The organism is Leptolyngbya sp. NK1-12, from assembly GCF_032598965.1.
Classification (GTDB): domain Bacteria; phylum Cyanobacteriota; class Cyanobacteriia; order Elainellales; family Elainellaceae; genus Elainella.
In genome coordinates, this window is the sequence record NZ_CP053586.1 from 4,803,427 (window position 1) to 4,821,812 (window position 18,386).

Annotated in this window: 11 protein-coding genes; 6 read left to right on the forward strand and 5 right to left on the reverse strand. The window is 50.3% G+C overall.

Going from position 1 to position 18,386, the window contains the following annotated elements; genetic code table 11:
• Window positions 1-24: 24 nt before the first annotated feature.
• Window positions 25-1,695, reverse strand: coding sequence for an ABC transporter substrate-binding protein (locus HJG54_RS20530; RefSeq protein WP_316431081.1), 1,671 nt, complete (start codon window positions 1,693-1,695; stop codon window positions 25-27).
• A gap of 610 nt (window positions 1,696-2,305) precedes the next feature.
• On the opposite strand from HJG54_RS20530, the gene HJG54_RS20535 reads away from it, so the two are divergent.
• Window positions 2,306-4,114, forward strand: coding sequence for an ABC transporter ATP-binding protein (locus tag HJG54_RS20535; RefSeq protein WP_316431082.1), 1,809 nt, complete (start codon window positions 2,306-2,308; stop codon window positions 4,112-4,114).
• Between the two features lie 57 nt (window positions 4,115-4,171).
• On the opposite strand, the gene HJG54_RS20540 is transcribed toward HJG54_RS20535, so the two are convergent.
• Both HJG54_RS20540 and HJG54_RS20545 read right to left on the reverse strand, forming a co-directional pair.
• A complete protein-coding gene (locus tag HJG54_RS20540) occupies window positions 4,172-6,082 on the reverse strand; it encodes a serine hydrolase (RefSeq protein WP_316431083.1) in 1,911 nt (636 codons plus the stop codon).
• Window positions 6,083-6,399: 317 nt separating this feature from the next.
• Window positions 6,400-7,194, reverse strand: a complete 795-nt coding sequence (locus tag HJG54_RS20545; RefSeq protein WP_316431084.1) for an RNA methyltransferase — start codon at window positions 7,192-7,194, stop codon at window positions 6,400-6,402.
• A gap of 89 nt (window positions 7,195-7,283) precedes the next feature.
• Between HJG54_RS20545 and HJG54_RS20550 the strand changes: the two genes are divergently transcribed.
• The 3 genes from HJG54_RS20550 to HJG54_RS20560 all read left to right on the forward strand — a co-directional run bounded on the left by HJG54_RS20550 (window position 7,284) and on the right by HJG54_RS20560 (window position 9,121).
• Entirely contained in the window at window positions 7,284-7,487 is a 204-nt protein-coding gene (locus HJG54_RS20550; protein ID WP_316431085.1) for a DUF2256 domain-containing protein, read from the forward strand.
• A gap of 236 nt (window positions 7,488-7,723) precedes the next feature.
• On the forward strand, window positions 7,724-8,686 hold the full coding sequence (locus HJG54_RS20555) for an isoaspartyl peptidase/L-asparaginase (RefSeq protein WP_035997843.1): 963 nt from the start codon (window positions 7,724-7,726) through the stop codon (window positions 8,684-8,686).
• Window positions 8,687-8,755: 69 nt separating this feature from the next.
• On the forward strand, window positions 8,756-9,121 hold the full coding sequence (locus tag HJG54_RS20560; protein ID WP_316431087.1) for a hypothetical protein: 366 nt from the start codon (window positions 8,756-8,758) through the stop codon (window positions 9,119-9,121).
• 276 nt (window positions 9,122-9,397) lie between these two features.
• On the opposite strand, the gene HJG54_RS20565 is transcribed toward HJG54_RS20560, so the two are convergent.
• The gene (locus HJG54_RS20565; RefSeq protein WP_316431088.1) at window positions 9,398-10,795 is read right to left on the reverse strand and encodes an IS110 family transposase; all 1,398 of its coding nucleotides are present in this window, start codon (window positions 10,793-10,795) and stop codon (window positions 9,398-9,400) included.
• Window positions 10,796-11,206: 411 nt separating this feature from the next.
• On the opposite strand from HJG54_RS20565, the gene HJG54_RS20570 reads away from it, so the two are divergent.
• Complete coding sequence (locus tag HJG54_RS20570; protein WP_316431089.1) at window positions 11,207-12,154, forward strand: GDP-mannose 4,6-dehydratase; 948 nt, start codon at window positions 11,207-11,209, stop codon at window positions 12,152-12,154.
• Between the two features lie 302 nt (window positions 12,155-12,456).
• Window positions 12,457-12,747 carry a DUF2470 domain-containing protein gene (locus tag HJG54_RS20575; protein WP_316431090.1) on the forward strand — a complete coding sequence of 97 codons (291 nt, stop codon included), beginning with the start codon at window positions 12,457-12,459 and terminating at the stop codon, window positions 12,745-12,747.
• A gap of 8 nt (window positions 12,748-12,755) precedes the next feature.
• On the opposite strand, the gene HJG54_RS20580 is transcribed toward HJG54_RS20575, so the two are convergent.
• Window positions 12,756-18,176, reverse strand: a complete 5,421-nt coding sequence (locus tag HJG54_RS20580) for an LpqB family beta-propeller domain-containing protein (RefSeq protein WP_316431091.1) — start codon at window positions 18,174-18,176, stop codon at window positions 12,756-12,758.
• Between the last annotated feature and the right edge of the window lie 210 nt (window positions 18,177-18,386).

The following is an 18,386-nucleotide window of genomic DNA, read 5'->3' on the forward strand; positions in this document are numbered from 1 at the left end:
ACTGCCCCATCCTGCCTTCAGGCACTAGCTACCTTTCTCAACGGTTTCGAAAGACTCGCTGCCAAAGGGGCTGGGCTGCCAATTTGCGATATTAGAACGCTGGGCCAGCAACGGTTCCGAGTGAACGACAGGAATGCGCACCGCTTCATCCAGGGCAATTTTTTCGACCTGGGAATACATCTGGACGCGCTTAGCCTGATCCGATTCCTTGCGGGCATCTTCTAACAGTTTGAAGACTTGCGGATTCTTCCAGTCACCAATATCTTTGGTGCCGCCCGGACCAAAATGGTAGTAGAGGAAGTTGTCCGGATCGCCGTAGTCGCCAGTCCAACCCAGCATAAAGGCTTGATAACCGGGTGACTTGAGGCGGTCATCTAGATAGGCAGCCCAGTCCTTGGTGTTGAGTTTAACCCGAATACCAACGGCACCCAAATCAGCCGCAAATGCTTCGGCGATCGGTTTGGGCGTAGGAAAGTAGGGACGCGAGACGGGCATGTACCAAAGCTCTAGATCAAAACCATTGGGATAGCCTGCATCAGCCAGCATCTGCTTAGCTTGGTCGGGATTGTATTCATAATCGCTCTGGCTAGCGTCATAAAACTGCTTCAGCGAAGGCGGCATAAAGAACCCATCGCTCGTGGCTAACCCAGACCAGAAGGAATCCACGATGGCTTTGCGGTTGAGCGACATAGCGATTGCCTGCCGCACTTCTTTTTTAGCCAGCGGTTCGTAGCTAGTATTGAGGGCCAAATACCCCACATTAAAAGGCGGGCGGCGCACTTCTTGTAGGTTGGGATCATTCTTCAGTTCGTTTAGCTGGTCCGGAGCAATGTCGATCGTGAAGTCAATGCTGCCGGCTCGCAGTTCAGCCAGACGGGCAGAAGGTTCTTTGATGAAGCGAAACACCACCTGTTCAGTTTTCGGGAAGCCCGATTTCCAGTAGTTGGGGTTTTTCTCCAGCACGATTCGGTCGCCTGTGCGCCATTCTACAAACTTGTAGGGACCGGTACCAACTGCTATAGAGCCAGCGGTGCCATAGTCTGCGCCTGCTTTTTGAATCGCATCTGGACTAGCAATCCCGAAGTAACCGGAGGCAATCGCGGCAGGAAAGGCAGCAAAGGGATTTTTCAGCACAAACTCAACAGTTGAATTATCAACCACGTTGACGGCCTGCAAAATCGAGTTTTCGTTACCCTTGGATCCGCCAAATAGCCCTTCCCAGATGGCATAATCCTTCCCGGCATCGCGAAAACCCAGAGAATTGTTGGGATCCCACCAGCGCTCAATATTCACTTTTACGGCTTCGGCATTGAAGTCAGTGCCATCATGGAACTTAACACCTTCTCGCAGTTTGAACGTCCAGGTCAGACCATCCTCGGATGCTGTCCATTCGGTTGCCAGAGCAGGTTCCAGATCAGTTGTACCGGGCTTATAGTCGATGAGGCGGTCATAGATTTGATGCTGCACATAGATCGAGTTGCTGTCCTCGATATTACCTGGCTCTAAGTTGGCGGGATCGCCCGCAGCACCAAAGATTAGAGTAGAAGCATTAGCAGTCGAACCAGCGGGACTGTTTCCGGGAGACGCGCCGGTAGTAGGAGCCGTGGTTTGGGGTGCACAATTGGAGAGCGTAACCGTTAAAACAGCCGTGAATGCAAATAGTACGGCTTGCCATCGTTTTAAGCGTTGAATCATAAGTAATCGCTTCCTTTCAGAGGCTGATTAAAGATAAAAAACGTCAGAAAAATTAGGAGCAGGCGCAACGAAACAATCCGTCACACAACACCACAGGAATTTAGATAAGTTTCGTTAAAAGAAGTGAGACTGGGGCTAAGTGTAGAGCAGATAGCAAAGAGCTATAATAATACGCGATTGAAATGATCTAAGTCCATCTTCGGGAGGAAAGATCGAGGAATCAATTCAAGAAAATTAGCAAGCTTACACCTTCCTTACACCTTGTTGAGAACTCAATTAGAACTAAACAACAAACCAGATGTAGCCATCCTGATTAGGCAGCGAAAGTCCTTTCTCACTATCAACTCACTTTTTCTAAGTAAATCATAGCTTGCAAATCTATCCAAAGGAATAGGCTACTTGTTCAGAGTACTTTATGCAATGAAATGTTGACATTTTGAAACGAGATGTCGCCTTTGCTTAAACTTTTCCTCTAAAATAATTCAACTATTCAATTAACATAATCTCCATCCAAGCTAAGCAAGTTGGCTAACCAGTGGCTATTGATTCAATAACCAACAGAATTGGTGGCTTGGGTTCATTCTTTATCATAAAAACTGTATCTAAACCTATGAGCACCCCCATCCTCGACATTCGCAATCTCTCGGTTGAATTTCGGCAAGAGCAGCAGCGGGTGCAGGCATTGCAAAGTATTTCGTTTTCGTTATTGCCACGAGAAACAATTTGTGTGGTTGGCGAGTCGGGGTCAGGCAAATCAGTGACAGCGCTGGCGGTGATGGGGCTATTGGTGGCTTCGGCTCAGGTCACCGGCGAAATTTGGTTCCGTAATCCGCACAAGCAAACCGGTCCCATTAATTTGCTGGCACTGCCCATCGAAGAGCGACGCCAATATCGGGGAGGGCAGATTGCCATGATTTTCCAAGAGCCAATGACCTCGCTCAATCCGGTTTATACCTGTGGTGATCAGGTTGTAGAAGCCATTTTATTGCACTCGGATATATCGCGAGAAGATGCCTATGGACGGGCAGTAGATTTATTTCGAGAAGTCAAGCTACCCGATCCAGAAGGCATGATGGAACGTTATCCACATCAGCTTTCGGGCGGGCAGATTCAGCGAGTGATGATTGCAATGGCCCTGAGCGGGAATCCAACGTTACTCATTGCAGATGAACCAACAACTGCGTTAGATGTCACGATTCAGGCCACAATTTTGGAATTGCTGCGAGAAATTCGCGATCGCCGCAATATGGCAATTCTGTTTATTACGCACGATATGGGTGTGGTGTCAGAAATTGCCGATCGGGTAGTGGTGATGTATCGCGGGCAAGTCATGGAAATTGCCAACGTGTATGATCTGTTCGCCAATCCCCAGCATCCCTATACCAAAGGGCTACTGAACTGCCGGCCTCGACCCGATCAACGGCTTAAACGTCTGCCCACAGTTTCCGACTTTATGCAAGTCACCACGATGCCCGATGGTCAGCCTGAAATTATTCCTCAGCCGCTCAGTATTATTGAAAGTAATCCTCGCTTTACATCGGTGACCCAAGCGGAACAAACCCATCGCATGCAGCAATTGTTGCAACAGGAACCGCTGCTGTCGGTGCGGCATTTAACCAAAACCTATCCGATGCGGACTGGGTTGTTTGGACCGACAATTCCGTTTCATGCTGTTGATAGCGTCAGCTTTGATGTTTATCCGGGTGAAACTTTGGGGCTGGTCGGCGAGTCGGGCTGCGGCAAAACTACCTTGAGCCGCGTGCTGCTGCGCCTGATTGAACCTACTGCTGGCGAAGTTTTTTTTGACGGTAAGCCCGTATTCAACCTAAATGAGGCCGAGTTGCGCCAGCTTCGTCAGGCTATGCAAATTGTGTTTCAGAACCCCTACGGCTCGATGGATCCGCGGCAAAGTATTGGCTCAGCCCTGATGGAGCCGATGATCATTCACGGTATAGGCAGTTCTCGGCAAGAGCGCTACCAAAAAGCAGTCGCCTTGTTGGAGCGGGTTGGCCTAGACGCCAGTGCCATGAATCGCATGCCCCACGAATTTTCTGGAGGACAACAGCAGCGCATCTGCATTGCCCGCACGCTGACCTGCAATCCCCGCTTCATTATCTGCGATGAATCGGTTTCAGCCTTGGATGTATCAGTACAGGCCCAGGTGCTGAACCTGCTCAAAGACCTGCAACAAGACTTTGGTCTCACCTACATTTTCATTTCCCATGATCTAAGTGTGGTCAAATTTGTCAGCGACCGCATTATGGTGATGAATCAGGGCAAAATCGAGGAAATTGGCCCTGCCGACCAGATCTACAACCACCCCACCCGTGACTACACCCGCCAACTGATTCGCGCCATCCCCAACGCCACACTAGACGATATCCAAAGACGGCAAGCACAGCGCTCACTGGCAGTATAACCCTGCCTAACTGAAGCTAACTAAAGCCCAACTGAAGAGCAACTGAAGAGCAACGGGTTAGCGGCTGCCACCCCAGCCCCTCTCCGATAGAGTTTCTGGCAAAAAGGTCATATCGATGGCTTCGCTGGATCCATCTTCCGGATCCAGGTTTGCATCCACTTCAGCATCCTCTTGGCTGGGATCAGCCTCTGGTTCAGGGTTGGCAGCTTCTGACTCGGTTGGTGCCGGCGGTTCAATCTCTGGATTGGCCATACCGGGGGCCACCGGAGATGGGGCCGCCAATTGCGGACCAGGAGCGATCGGAGCAGCAGGACTCGGCATGATACCAGGTTGGTTACCCATTTGAGGTATGGGACTAGGCTGGGGTATAGGCTGCTGCATCCCCGGAGACGGCACCCCTGCAGGAGCTGGCATGGTTGGAGCCATAGGCTGTTGGGGAACTGTCTGGGCTGGAGAAGGAATAGGGCTAGGAACCAACACCGGCTGCCCTCCAAAATGTTCGTAGACAATGGCAGCAATTTGCCGGATCAGATCTTGAGCACGGGCATCGTTGTGAGGGCGCTTCACCATCGTGGCAATCGCATAGCGCCGACCGCTGGGCAGATCCACCAAACCGATATCCCCCAACATCGACCCAATATCACCAGTTTTGTGAGCAATGGCCGAGCCAGGCGACATGACGCTGGGCAGCAAACTGTCATTCGCCGTGCGTCGCATAATCTCAAACGCGCGATCGCGGGATTTCATTGAGATCAGTTTGCCGTCGTTGAGCAGTGCCATCAGGCTAGCTAACTCTTTGGGAGAAGTAGTATTGGTTCCCTCCAGATCGGGTAGCGGCTTGCGCAACAAGGTTTGCTGCAACCCCCACTGCCGGAAGCGCTGATTCAAAGCTTGAATACCCCCCAATCGGCGAATCACCATATTGGTCGCCGTATTATCGCTGCTGACGATCATGTTAGTTGCCGTCTCCAGCGCCGAGTATTGGGTGCCGACGCCAGCATACTGCATATCGCCAGACCCTTCAGCCACATCGGTTTGTTGAATTTGCAGCATCTCGTCTAGCTTGATTTTTCCAGCATCCACATCCTGGAAAAAGGCGATCAAAACCGGCAGCTTGATCATGCTGGCAGCAGAAAAGGTGGCATTGCCGTTGAAGCTGAAGAAATCGCCGTTGTCAATATCCATCACATAGACACCAGGCACCAAATCGGTCAGATTGCGGACCAGTGGCGTCGCCTTCACCACCACATCGCTCATTTCCCGACCTACTCGCACACTAGAGACATTAGCCTGCACAGAGGATTGACCACTGGGGCGGTTGGCCTCACTGGATTGGGTCGCTCGCGTCGGATCGGTTACCTGACTGGTAGTTGAACCCCGCAAATTAGGATCCCAAATCGAGATCACCGTTCCCATGATGGCCCCAACCCCAACCCCAACAATCAGCAGCCGCACTAGATAGACCAAGGGTGAAGTACGGGGACGAGCCGATCTTGCCGACTCAGAACGCTCTGATCCCAATCCGCTGGGTTGAAGCTTGCGGACTCCATCTTTAGGTAAGGCTCTGGCTGGAAGACGCTTTTCGGCAGCAGTGGCAGATTTGGCGGTGGTCAGCTTGCGGTGCGCATCGCCTGGTCGGGGTTTAGAAGTCGTCTGTGCTTGTTGAGCTTGGGCCTGTTGAGGCCGTCCTCGCAAGTCCGGGGCATGACCTCTTGAGGCAGCTTGCCTTTGGCGAACATCGGCCGGGGGGATATGACGATTTTGGGAGAGGTTCTGAGAGTGACGCTCTCGCTGCCGGGGCTGAGAATCTGCCGCCCCTAGAGGAGCCTGAGATGTTCGCCGCTGGTCAGGGGGAAGGGGGCGTGGACCACGCCGAGGCTGACGCGAAGCAGCTGACTGAGCTTGAGCATCTGACCGTTTGCGAGCCAAACGGCGCTGTAATCCTTTAGGGCGTCTGGGAAAATCCAACACAGTTCAATCCTCAAACCTACTTGGAAAAAACAAAGCGGGCACACTACTCGGACCAAATTTCAATTCGATGCTTCCTGCTATAGGCCAAATAGTTTGGGGCGGTCAGCAAGCTGCCTCATTTTAATCATTCTGGCGAAATTGGCAAATTTTTTTCGTCTCATCCGAAAATTGCTAACCAAAAATGCCTTCAAGACCTGTTTCTATTCACCTTTCTCATCTAGTTTTTCGCATGTTTTCTCGTGCAGTAAAGACTATCGGATTAATTTGCAGTGGAATGATTTTATTACAAAACTTTAAAGAGTCCCGAGTAGCCCTCAAAACGGCACGTTTTGTAAAGCCCATTCCATTTGGCTCAAAATGCCCCGCAGCATTGCTACTTCAGTGGCGGAAAGCTGGGCACGGCTAAACAAGCGGCGAAACTTCTCCATCCGACTATCCACGGTATGTGGATACAAATAGCCAATCCTTAACAGTAAGGATTCCAACTGCTGATAATAGCCCTCCAGCATATCCAAGCTCGCCAACTCCTCGCTGGCTGAACCATTGGGCTGCTCTGCTACAGTCCCTTTGCTTTCCCCACGTCCACACGCGCTGATGCTCTGCTCTCCCGCTTGCCAAACTGCCAGCTCATAGCAGCAAATGGCGACTGCTTGCGCCAAATTTAAAGAACCATACTCTAGGCTTGTAGGAATACGGACAAACCGCTGGGCATGATTGAGTTCGGTTTTGGTTAAGCCATGATCTTCGCGACCAAAAATCAATGCTGAGGCAACAGGCCTGCCCATTGAGTCTGCCTCTAGCAGCCACGGCAAGGCGGATCTAGGGTGTTCGAGCTGAACCGGAAGGCTGGTGTGATCGAGTCCGGTGGTAGCAATCGCCCGCTGACAGCCAATCAGTGCCTCCGGCAATGTCATCACTCGTCGTGCAGCCTCTAGAACTTCTACGGCATGAACTGCCATTTGGCGCGCCTCACGTCCCAGCGGATCGCACTTCGGGTTTACCAAAACCAACTGCCGCAGTCCCAGGTTCTTCATGATTCGAGCCACTGACCCCAAATTCAGCCCTCCAGCGGGTTCTACCAATACGATGCGCACGGCTGCTAGCGACACGATCAACACCTCCTTGACTTGGTTGAAAATGTAAAAAAATGTAAATATACAAAATAGGTAATTCTTGTCTTTGCCTGGATTTGTTGCCTATGCCCCGTTCCAAATCTAAATCAAATCGCCAATCGACTTCTCTGGGGCGTGTTCGGTCTAAAGCCGACCTCCCCACCAAAATCTGCCCGGTTTGTCAGCGTCCCTTTACCTGGCGCAAAAAGTGGGAAGACTGCTGGGATGAAGTAAAGTATTGCTCGGAGCGCTGTCGGCGGCATCGAACCGCATCCCAAACCACAGATTGATTAGAGACCTAGGTGGCTCAGTTTCTGCTATCTTCAGATATTGTTAAAGGCCGCTAAAGCACGACTGTTCCGATCGCCAGCGTTCAATTCGGTTAGCGTCAGTCTCGGTTCGTTGCAGCTCCACTAGGTTTTGCTTTGCCGCTCCAGCTAGGTTCGCTTGTGTATTCCCGTCTGATGCTGCTGTTGAACCGTGCTCGGCCTATTGCGTTTACTGAAATCTAGGGTATCTCTCAACTATGTCAACGGGTTTAATTCAGCCCAAGCTAATTATTCATGGTGGAGCAGGCAGCTCCCTGAAAGGTAAGGCGGGCGCAGATGCAGTGCGTCGATCCCTCTACGCGGTAATTACTGAAGTCTATGAGCTGCTGCTAGCAGGTACAGATGCCAAATCGGCAGTAATTCGCGGCTGCCAGCTTCTGGAAGACGATCCGCGCTTTAATGCAGGCACCGGCTCAGTACTTCAATCCGATGGGCAGATTCGCATGAGTGCTTCTTTAATGGATGGCACCCAACAGCGATTCAGCGGTGTAATTAATGTTTCGCGCGTCAAAAACCCGATTGAGCTGGCCGAGTTTCTACAAACCTCCGATGACCGCGTTTTGTCCGATATTGGCGCGCTGGAGCTGATGCGGGAGTTGCAGTTGCCCTACTACGACCCGCTGACCAAAATCCGACTACAGGAGTGGATCCTGGAACGAGAAGGCAACTTTGATAAAGCGATGGCTGGCGTAGTAGCTGAACGCGAGCTAGTTTCCGAAGCTGGACGCGGGACCATCGGCGTGGTGGTGCTCGATTCTCATGGACGGCTAGCCACAGGAACGTCAACCGGTGGCAAAGGGTTTGAGCGCATCGGTCGCGTCAGCGATTCGGCCATGCCAGCAGGCAATTATGCCAATGCACATGCAGCCATTAGCTGTACAGGGATCGGCGAAGACATTATTGAAGAATGTCTGGCCGCGCGCATCGTCGTCCGAGTCACAGATGGGATGCCCCTGCTCAAAGCGTTTGAGTGCTCATTTCAAGAGGCCCACTCCCGAAAGCGGGATTTTGGTGCTATTGGCATTGCTGCCGACGGGACGATTGCCTGGGGCAAAACCAGCGAAGTGCTGCTAGCCGCTTACCATGATGGCGAGAAAATGGGCGACACCCTAGAGATGGGACCAGGTACCCAAACCCAATGTCGAGTCAGCCTTGTTTGAAACAACTTGCTCCTGAGCAACGGCTTGCCGTTATCCTAAAAGAAATATTTCTGGTAATAGAAAATTGCTATGAAAGTTTGGGCAGTTGCCGTTGTTGTATTTTTTGGGGCAGCAGAACTCTACCAATGGCTGCAACATCTGAAGCTGCCCCTGCCGGTTTATGGCATGGCCGGTTTGCTGTTGGCGATTGTCTCCAATGCAGAGCACTGGTATTCACCTCAAGCAAAATTGCCCTTAGAACCAGACGCTACTTTAGTTCCCGATTTGCTTTCCCCACCAGAGACGATCCCTCGCCAATCATCCGCTGACTCTCCCCTTCCCTCTAACATCGCCCAAGCCCCATCCCAACCGGAAACAGGTCCCCAATTGCCCAATTTCGCCCCTACCGTTTCACCATCGATTTCTTTTACAATTCAAAAACGGAAGCAGGAGTAGGGAGATGAGGAGAATGAGGAAGATGCGGCTCGTGAGCATCGCCGAACGAGAGGTAAGGAAGATGGGGGAGCGGAAAAATTACCCCACTATTAATTCAGAGCGTTTCTAGTAAAGCTTGCTCTCTTCTAATCGCTTGCAGAAGCCAGCTATCCGCGTCTATTTCAGCAATATCTGCTCACCATCTTTCATGAGATTGGGCTTTTTCTCGAATCACAATCCACACTCGCTGAACTAATCCCCAACCTCCACCGAGGTAGACAGCAGTCACCATGCCTCTCAAGAAACACTTTCAGTGGAGGAGTGGGGCACAACTTCAAAACCGAGAGACTGAGCTGTTTTCTTCAGGTGTTTAACCAGGCGTTCCCGGTATTGCTGCTCATAATAGTTTTCTCCAGGGTCAGCATAGGTTCCGCCCTCAGACCATAGCTTGTAGAACAGACGAGCAATCTTGTGAGCCGTTGCTGTGATTGCCTTAGGTGCGCCTAAACGAGACCGCAGGCGTCGATAAAATGCCCCTAAGGCTGAGCGACTATGGCTAACAGCTTGAGCCGCTAAACGAAAAGCATTCGCTGCTCGATTCACCACTACTCGTGTCTGAGAACTCAGCGACTTTCCCCCAGTAATGCGCGTCCCAGGACATAATCCCAACCAGGAACAAAAGTGTTTGACACTGGCAAAGCGATTGGACTCTAAGCCCACCTCAGAGAGAATCGTCTGGACGCTCAACGCATCAAGCCCAGGAATCTGAGTAAAATCGATGCCGCTGATTCGATATAGCTGCCCACGCAAATCAAAGGCAGGAGCATTTTGAGTGGTCTTACGCCGCTTGTTCTTTGCCTCTGGTGGTGCTTGCTCAGTTTTTGCATCAAACTTCAACAGGCACTGCTCGATCTGCTCATCACAAGCAGCAATCTGCTGTTGATGCAGATCGTAAAGCGTTAACTCCTGTTGCAAAACAAACACCAATTCTGCTCGATAATTACCGCTGAGCGCTTTGGCAATTTCGTCATGGCTACTGCGGATACGCGAGTGCTTGAGGGCAGCTAAGGTTTGAGGGTCATGCTCTCCTGCAACAATTGCTCGAATGATGGACATCCCCGTTAAGCCAGTAATGTCGCTAATCACCTTGTGCAGATGCAGATTCATCTGAATCAAGGCATGTTGCATCCGTTGAATATGCACAGCCGCACTTTGAATCAGTCGTTCTCGTTGACGTACATAGCTTCGCAGCACACATACTTGCTCCTCAGGACGGAATGAGCCAGCTAACAGACCATAGGTGTGCAATTTCTGGAGCCATTGACAATCAAGCACATCGCTCTTACGTCCAGGCACCGTTTTGAGATGGTGTGCATTCACCAGTTTGACCTCCAACCCGCTGGACTCCAGAATCTGAAAGACTGGAATCCAGTAGACTCCTGTTGATTCCATTGCGACTGTTGTCACCCCACACCCCTGCAACCATGCTGCCATCGCTTGTAAGTCTGGGGTAAAGCAACCAAAGGCACGGACATTGACTTCGGCTCTTCCAGCAGGGACACAAACCCAATGCTCAGCAGAACCCACATCAATTCCCGCTGCATGCAGATTGAGTTGCTCAAGATGAGCCAGCTGGGCAGGCAAGGCTGGAGATTGAGCTAACTTACGCTTTGCGATGGACGAGGTATTTTTCATAACGCTCCTCATTACGATTAACCTCCCAAGTTGGGGCGGGCTGAACAGCTAATCTCTCAAACGGGATAGGCTTTGCCACCTTCACCAATCTCATTGCCAGTACGCCCCACAACCACGCTCCTAATCAGACCCTTGATGATACTATTGACCGCTCGGTTTCCTAACTCAGGATTGTCTCTACAATAAATCGAGTACAGACTTGTTTCTTCCATTCGTGCACAGGGCAAACCTGCCCTAGTGAGGCGCTCCTAAGAAATGAAGTGGATGATCTCCATTCCCTCTACGCCCAACTCATCAACAGCTCAAACAATCCGAACATCTCCCCCATCTCCCTATCCTCTATCTCCACCTCGTTCCCCTCCCCCCGCTCCTGGGTACTCTACAACCGAGGCGTTTAGAATTTGCTTGGTCATGAAAACAGCACTCATCTGCGGCATTTCGGGACAGGATGGCGCATATCTTGCCCAGCTTTTGCTGAGTAAAGGCTATACGGTTTGCGGTACATCGCGGGATGCCCAGATGTCTACATTTCGCAATCTGGTGCGATTAGGCATTCGGGATCGAGTCAAAACCTGTTCGATGGCGCTGAATGATTTTCGTAGCGTTTTGCAAGTGATCAGCAAAATTCAGCCGGATGAAATCTATAATTTGGCCGGACAAACTTCGGTGGGGCTGTCGTTTGAGCTGCCGGTTGAAACGATGGAGAGCATCACCTTAGGCACACTGAATTTACTGGAAGCGATTCGGTTTATTGGCGCACCAATCAAGCTTTACAACGCCGGATCGAGCGAATGCTTCGGTGACACGGGTACCATTGCGGCTAGTGAAACGACACCCTTTCGGCCCCGCAGTCCCTATGCGGTTGCTAAAGCGGCGGCATTCTGGCAAGTTGCAAATTATCGAGAAGCCTATGATCTGTTTGCCTGCTCTGGGATTCTGTTTAACCACGAGTCGCCACTGCGCCCCAAACGGTTTGTCACCCAAAAAATTGTCTCCACAGCTTGTGCCATTGCTAGCGGTAAGTTTGAAAAACTTTACCTAGGCAACATCGAGATTCAGCGAGATTGGGGTTGGTCGCCTGAATATGTAGAAGCTATGTACCGCATGTTGCAGCAAGACCAGCCGGATGACTTTGTGATTGCCACCGGGCAGACCTCTTCACTGCAAGCCTTTGTGGCAGAGGTGTTTGCCTATCTGGGACTAGATTGGCAAGACCATGTTGAAATTGACAAAAGCCTTTACCGCCCCACCGATATCGCCGTCAGTTGTGGTGATGCTAGCAAAGCTAAACAGCGCCTCGGTTGGCAAGCCCGCTATACGATGAAAGACATTGCCCACATGATGGTTGATGCGGTCTAGCGGGATGCTACAGTGAGGAGTGAAGACTCGCTGAAAGGGTGACTGCAATCGTGTGGCAAAAAATTCGAGACGGGGTTAATGTGGCAATTACGTTTGTGCTCTTGGCATTTATTGGCATGAGCTTATTTCGCTTGGGCATTTTCTTTCTTCAAGGAAATCCTTGAATTCTCTAGAATTTTCTATTTGTTTCTATTTAATATTCATCTAAAAGCGCTAGAATCGCTCAATCAACGGAAGCATTGCTTTTATCGTTTTTAGCAACGCTATAGTCGTTCAACCAGTCCTGAAGCATCCAATCAACTATGTCAGATCCATTTACACCTGAAGTTAGTGCTCGCATTTGTAAACACATGAATGAAGATCATGCAGATGCTGTGTTGCTCTATGCTAAAGTCTTCGGCAATACGCTAGAAGCAACATCAGCAGAGATGCTAAAAATCGACGCTCAGGGCATGGACCTAATGGTAAAAAGTCAGGCTGAAGCCATGCCTGTGAGAATCAGCTTTGATCATGAACTGCAAGATGCTGAGGACGCTCATCACACCTTGATTGACCTGGTAAAACAGGCGCGTCAACAGGCTAACCGGAGTTAAAGCCAATTTTACGGGGATAATTCAGTGCATTGCTCAGCAGATAGTCGAAGATAACGGCTACATTCGTCTAGCGTCAATTGGCGCAAGCTCCGCTCGCGAGCCAGCTTCAGCAACATTTCCCAGGTTGCCGCCCACAGATCAACTCGACCATTTTTAGATAACGTCGCTACATACTGTCCGTCTGGACTGAAAAAAGCCCGTAGAATTGCCTCTGGCTCTTTCTCAACATTGGGTCGCAGTGTAGCCTGCTCTTCTCCAGTCATGGCATTCCAAAGGCGAGCTGTTCCATCGGCGCTGGCCGTAACCAGTAATCGTCCATCGGGGCTAAACTGGGCGTCCAGAATTGCTTTCTGATGTTTGTTTAGCCGAAATAAAGGGTTGCCTGTGTCAACCTGCCAAACTTGTCCAGTTCCATCCCAACTAGTGGTTACTATTCGTTGCCCATCCGGGGTGAAACTGGCACTACTAACTGCATCCTCATGCCTGAAAATTTTAACCACCTGCCCGGTTGATGCTTGCCAAAGTCGGGCCGTTCGATCCCAGCTTGCACTGATAATCCACTGCCCGTCATGGCTGAACCGTGCCTGACGAATCGTAGCTTCATGGCCTTGAAACACCGCTAGCGATTGTCCAGAGTGAGCATTCCATGAACGCATTGTTAGATCATCAGCAATTCCTAGCAGTTGTTGCCCATCAGGGCTAAAGCTAAGATGACGAATAGCTACTGGCTCCCCAACCTCTGGTTGTGTTTTCTTGTCTCTGCCCATATCAGCTTTCTGGTTGTCTGTATGGCTGATAACTTGGCTGAGGGATTTTGTGCCGCTGCTGGTTGAGCTATTCGTTAAGCCACCAGTGGAGCGCCAGTTTTGAATTTGCTTCAAGAGTTGCAGTGACTGATCCGGCTGAACTCGATAAATTGATATCCAACCTGCAATGTCAGCCGCTGCTAATAATTGTCCATCTGAACTCATGGCAAAACCGCTCAATGCAGCCTTAGCGTCTAACCCACCAAGCTTCTTCAGGGGATTGGTTGCAGAAAGCTCAGTTAAAGTTTGCAAAAAGGGCAGTTGCGAAAATTGGGCAAACCCCACACTCACAGGGAAACTTTTGCGGTTTATCAGTTGGTCGAAATGGAGTTGAACTAGATCGGTCAACTTCTCTCGTAAACTTGGAGCATTCTGCGAGGTTGGAATAGCTGCTGTATGGCTCCCTGCCAACTCGATGTCTTGCTGTTTATCAGTATCAGAGGCAAGAGTATCAGAGAAAATCTGCCAGCGCTGTAGCTGCCCATCAGCAGTAAGCGTGATCATATTTGTGATCAAACTGGGTCCTGGAGTCGCAAATTCGCTTTTCTCGATCCTTGGCCGATTAGAAGAGGCTGAAGCAACCACTGTTTGAGAAGTAGACTCCGATGAGTTTTGCTGGAACCAATTCTGCCACGGTTGCCAGCGAGCAATTTGACTTTTTGCAGTAGATAAGGGCGAGCCGTTGGCATGGTTGTAAGCACCTACCTGAAGTTCTCCCCTAGTACCGCTCGCAGCAGTCAACGTGGGTGCTTGAGTCCCAATTCGATCGTCTGTTGAATCGGCTAAATCAGCTATCGCGCTGTTCGTAAGTGCATTCTGAGCCTTGATAAAATGGCTGGGTAAAAAGGTAAACCCTTCAGCTGAGTTATTCCCCAAACGTACAGATGGTAATTCTCCTCCTTGTTCAGTTGCCCATAGCCGCACTGTGCCATCAACGCTAGCCGTCACGACATAAGTACCATCTGGGCTAAATTGAACTGAGGTAATTGACTTCTGATGTCCGGAGAGTTTACCGATCTGCTGGCCGGTCTGGCTATTCCACAAATAGGCTGGATAAAATTCCTCGCCTCGAACGGGCGCATACCCAGTTGTGATTACCATTCCACCGTTAGGACTAAATTTCAGCAACTTAGGACTGATAAGATTGCTTGGTTGGGCGGCTTGAGAAGAGTTGCTATCCAACTTCAGTCCCAACTGACCCGATTGGAGGTGCCAAAGCCAAACTTGCTGCCTAGAATCAATCGTTGCCAGCGTCTGCTCGTCAGGACTAAACTCCATTTGCTGTATCGGTAGAACAGGTGTTTCATCTGTTACGTTTTGACTCTGAGGGGTGGGTTTAGAAGCTGGTACAGGGTTTGGGATCAAATGCTGCAATTGTCCGGTCTGTCGGTCCCACAGCCTAACGTTGCCGTCTTTGGCAAGGGTTGCAACCCAACGGCCACTGGGGCTGAAGCTTGCTTCATGGATAACGTCAGGATGAGTCAAAGTTCTGGTTGGAGCCAGGTTTAAGCTGTCAGGCATTGCCTCAAGTTGCCAAATCTGAACAGTGCCGTCTTCTCCCACTGAAAGTATAAGCTGGCCATCGGGGCTGAACTGAAGGCTTTGAATCGGGCCGTTTTGCTGAAGTTGAAGCTTTAAAGCGCCAGTACTGGCCTGCCAGATGGAAATGCGACGATCTTCCCCTGCTGTAGCGATCCAAACTCCATCAGGACTAAAGCTCACCTGCCTCACAACAGCAGATCCAACTAGTTGATGCAGCATCGTTCCTGATGAGACTGACCACACCTTCACCACAGACGCATCTTGCGCAATTGCTGCAAGATGCTGACTATCCGGACTAAATGCAATATCTCGAATGTTGATCGGCTGCACCTGTCCGTTGGTTTCTGCCCAAGGCAGCACTTTGACAGCATTCAGGCTAGTACTGTAAATCGTTCTGGCATTAACAGCCCACAGACGAATAGTTCCATCGGCGCTGGCTGTACCTAAATATTGATGATTGGGACTAAAGGCTATTTGCTGGACAGCTCCCTGATGGCCTCGCAATTCCAACTGTAGACGCAGGTTTTGCAAAGCAGCCCTTAAACTGGATTGAGCTTCGTATCCAGTCGCTGTACCTTCCGCTGCTAAACGACCAATCAAGAGCGCCGTCATTGGATCAGCCTTTGAATCTTGCAGGACAGCTTGAGTAATGGCGGCCCGTTCACGTGCTGTAGCCTGCTTGAGCTGATCCTCTTTCTCGGTTTGAGTGCGCATAGCACCATAGTACTGACCCAGCACTACCGTCAATGTGATAACCAATAAGGTTGGAATCGCGATTTGGAGCTGCCGCGACTCCCTTCTAGCCCGACGACATTCCGTACAGCTAACCTGAATGTACTGCTGCGCCAATGCAGACAGTTCTTGGGGATAGAGCTTGAGAAAATCTTCTGCATCTCTCAACCGCAAACCATGCAACAGATATTCTCCACTGGCTGGCTGTCCGGCGTGATCCCACTCTTGAGCTGCTTGTTCAATCCGCCGCTGCCGCCGCAGCATTTCTCGGCTCTCTTCTAGCCAACTTCGCAGCAACGACCAGTTGCGGATCAGTGCTTCATGGGCAACATCAACAATTTCCTGAGACAAACACCGAGTTAGGGCAGTTGCAATAGTCGATGTAGAACCAGACGGTAAATTGGTTGATGTAGAGATCGAGGCAGATTTTTGATCTGGTGGCTCTTGATCGGGCTGCTCATTCGGACTGATGTTCTCTTGGCTAATCACCACAAGTTTGGCTGTGGCCAGTTTCTCTAAAACTTGATCGACTAGCGTTACTGGAAAAGTAGGACTGACAAGTTCCGACTTCACAACCCGGCGGCGGGTATCTTCAGTGCCTTCTCCAAGTTGAGTGAGGGCGAGAAAAATTCGTCTAGCAACAACTTGTTCTTCTGCCGACAAGCAGTGAAATACCTCAGTTGCTCGTTTTTGTAATGTTCCCCGAACACCGCCCAACTCCTGGTAGGCATCCAGAGTCAGGCGAGCCACTCCTCCTTCGGCCCCAACCCGCCGCCGCCGCCACAGCTCTAATAGGGTGTATTGCAACAATGGCAGCTCACCCGGAGCACCAATCACATCCAGGAGCATGGTGTAAACGAGGTTGGGTTCACATACCAAACCTACCTTCTGAGCCGGTTGCACAATGGTCGCCTTGATCTGCTCATACTTAAGGGGTGAAACCGTAACTGGTTGCTGGGAAATTCGTTGAGCCAATCCTTCGTAAAACGAACACTTATTGCAAAAGTCAGAGCGCAGCACAATCACGATGCTGAGTAAATCTTTGACGATCTCTGCCGCCCCAAGTAAACAATCAAAGAATTCTTGACGCTCCCTTTCAGCTTGCGACCCCTGAGATAGGGTAAATACCTCCTCGAATTGATCGATAACCAGCAGAAACTGGGGCCGCTGTTCGCTTGATAGGCCAGTCGGAACTGGTAAACTAGCTCGAACCAGTTGGGCTAATCCTACTCCACCATCCTGTAAAAAGGTTTCTGCGCGTCGGAGCTGCTCTGCTCGCTCCAGATCATTGAGATCCGGATCAATAAATGCCGTTGCTAAGCTTTTTAACGGATGCTCTGTTGGAGTAATGAGCCTGATTTTCCACTGGTTGCTGCCCGATATTTTTTTCCCTTGTCGGAGTTGGGCAATCAATCCAGCCCTGACTAGGGATGATTTGCCGCTCCCAGAAGGCCCAGTCACAGCCACAAACCGTTCCTCTACAACTTTTTTCAGCAGTTGTTCGGTTAGCTCTTCTCGGCCAAAGAAATATTCAGCGTGCGATTCGTCAAAGAATTCTAGTCCTCTGTAGGGGCAGATATCTTTAGATTGAATGGTAGATTGAGCCAATCTTGGTGCGCCACCAGCCTCGCTGTTGCGTCGGGTCAAAATGATTTCACTGCCGGAGCTTTCGAATAGGGGCTGCTGAATTTCCCCTTTGAGAGTGTGGTTAACCCAGTCGGTCAGTGAATGGTTTGTGACGATTCCAGACGCAACTCGGTTTGGATCGAGGCCGGTCAGTAAGGCATCCGTGAAGACGCTATACTCGCTGTCTAAGGATTCATAAGCTGTCTCGTATTCCCGAGATGCTGCCATGAAGAGACGATCCGTACCAGGATGAGCACCTGGATCAGCTTCCAGGAAATTGAGCAACTCTCCGCTGTGGCAACAATCAAGCCAAATGATCCGTTGCCGGACCGGACTTTCTTGCAGCAAACGACGTAGCCAGAATAGTGATAAACCATAAAAACCCTTGTCTGGGTTGGAATCGCTCAGGGCTAAATATCCCTCTCGAATCCCTGCATCGCGCTGAATGCCATGACCAGAAAAGTAAAACACGGCAGTTTGGGGCGCATTTCCTCTCGGCTTAAACAAATTGATCAGAGCAGTTTCCAGATCGCGCAGACTGACCTGCGTTTTCTGCCCTATCTTCGATTTTCCCTCCTGAATCACTTCTGGAAGGCGATGAACTCTAAACTCACCGTAGGCATGCAACTGTTGAGCAATGGCTTCTGCATCCCTAGCTGGAGCTTTCAAGCTGGGTAAATACTGATAAGTATTAATCCCTACTACCAAAGCGTCCCGTGACATCGATACACCCTCTACACAACAGAACTAGTCGTTGCTCAAATTTCCTGATTACATGAACTGGTTACACCAATAAGAGTCGGCTAAAGTGGCAGAAACCGATTGCTACTGGGGGCTTTAATTAACTGATTAGATCATCTAAATAGCGCTATAACTAAGCTAAAGAAATGCTACTAATCAGGAATTATTCGACCAGCACTTAAGAAGTTTGAA

Bases quoted from the DNA above. Each gene is read 5' to 3' on its own strand.
- HJG54_RS20555 (WP_035997843.1), top strand. From the start codon at position 7,724: ATGTCAACGGGTTTAATTCAGCCCAAGCTAATTATTCATGGTGGAGCA.
- HJG54_RS20550 (WP_316431085.1), top strand. From the start codon at position 7,284: ATGCCCCGTTCCAAATCTAAATCAAATCGCCAATCGACTTCTCTGGGG.
- HJG54_RS20565 (WP_316431088.1), bottom strand. From the start codon at position 10,795: ATGAAAAATACCTCGTCCATCGCAAAGCGTAAGTTAGCTCAATCTCCA.
- HJG54_RS20535 (WP_316431082.1), top strand. From the start codon at position 2,306: ATGAGCACCCCCATCCTCGACATTCGCAATCTCTCGGTTGAATTTCGG.
- HJG54_RS20575 (WP_316431090.1), top strand. From the start codon at position 12,457: ATGTCAGATCCATTTACACCTGAAGTTAGTGCTCGCATTTGTAAACAC.
- HJG54_RS20530 (WP_316431081.1), bottom strand. From the start codon at position 1,695: ATGATTCAACGCTTAAAACGATGGCAAGCCGTACTATTTGCATTCACG.
- HJG54_RS20560 (WP_316431087.1), top strand. From the start codon at position 8,756: ATGAAAGTTTGGGCAGTTGCCGTTGTTGTATTTTTTGGGGCAGCAGAA.
- HJG54_RS20570 (WP_316431089.1), top strand. From the start codon at position 11,207: ATGAAAACAGCACTCATCTGCGGCATTTCGGGACAGGATGGCGCATAT.
- HJG54_RS20580 (WP_316431091.1), bottom strand. From the start codon at position 18,176: ATGTCACGGGACGCTTTGGTAGTAGGGATTAATACTTATCAGTATTTA.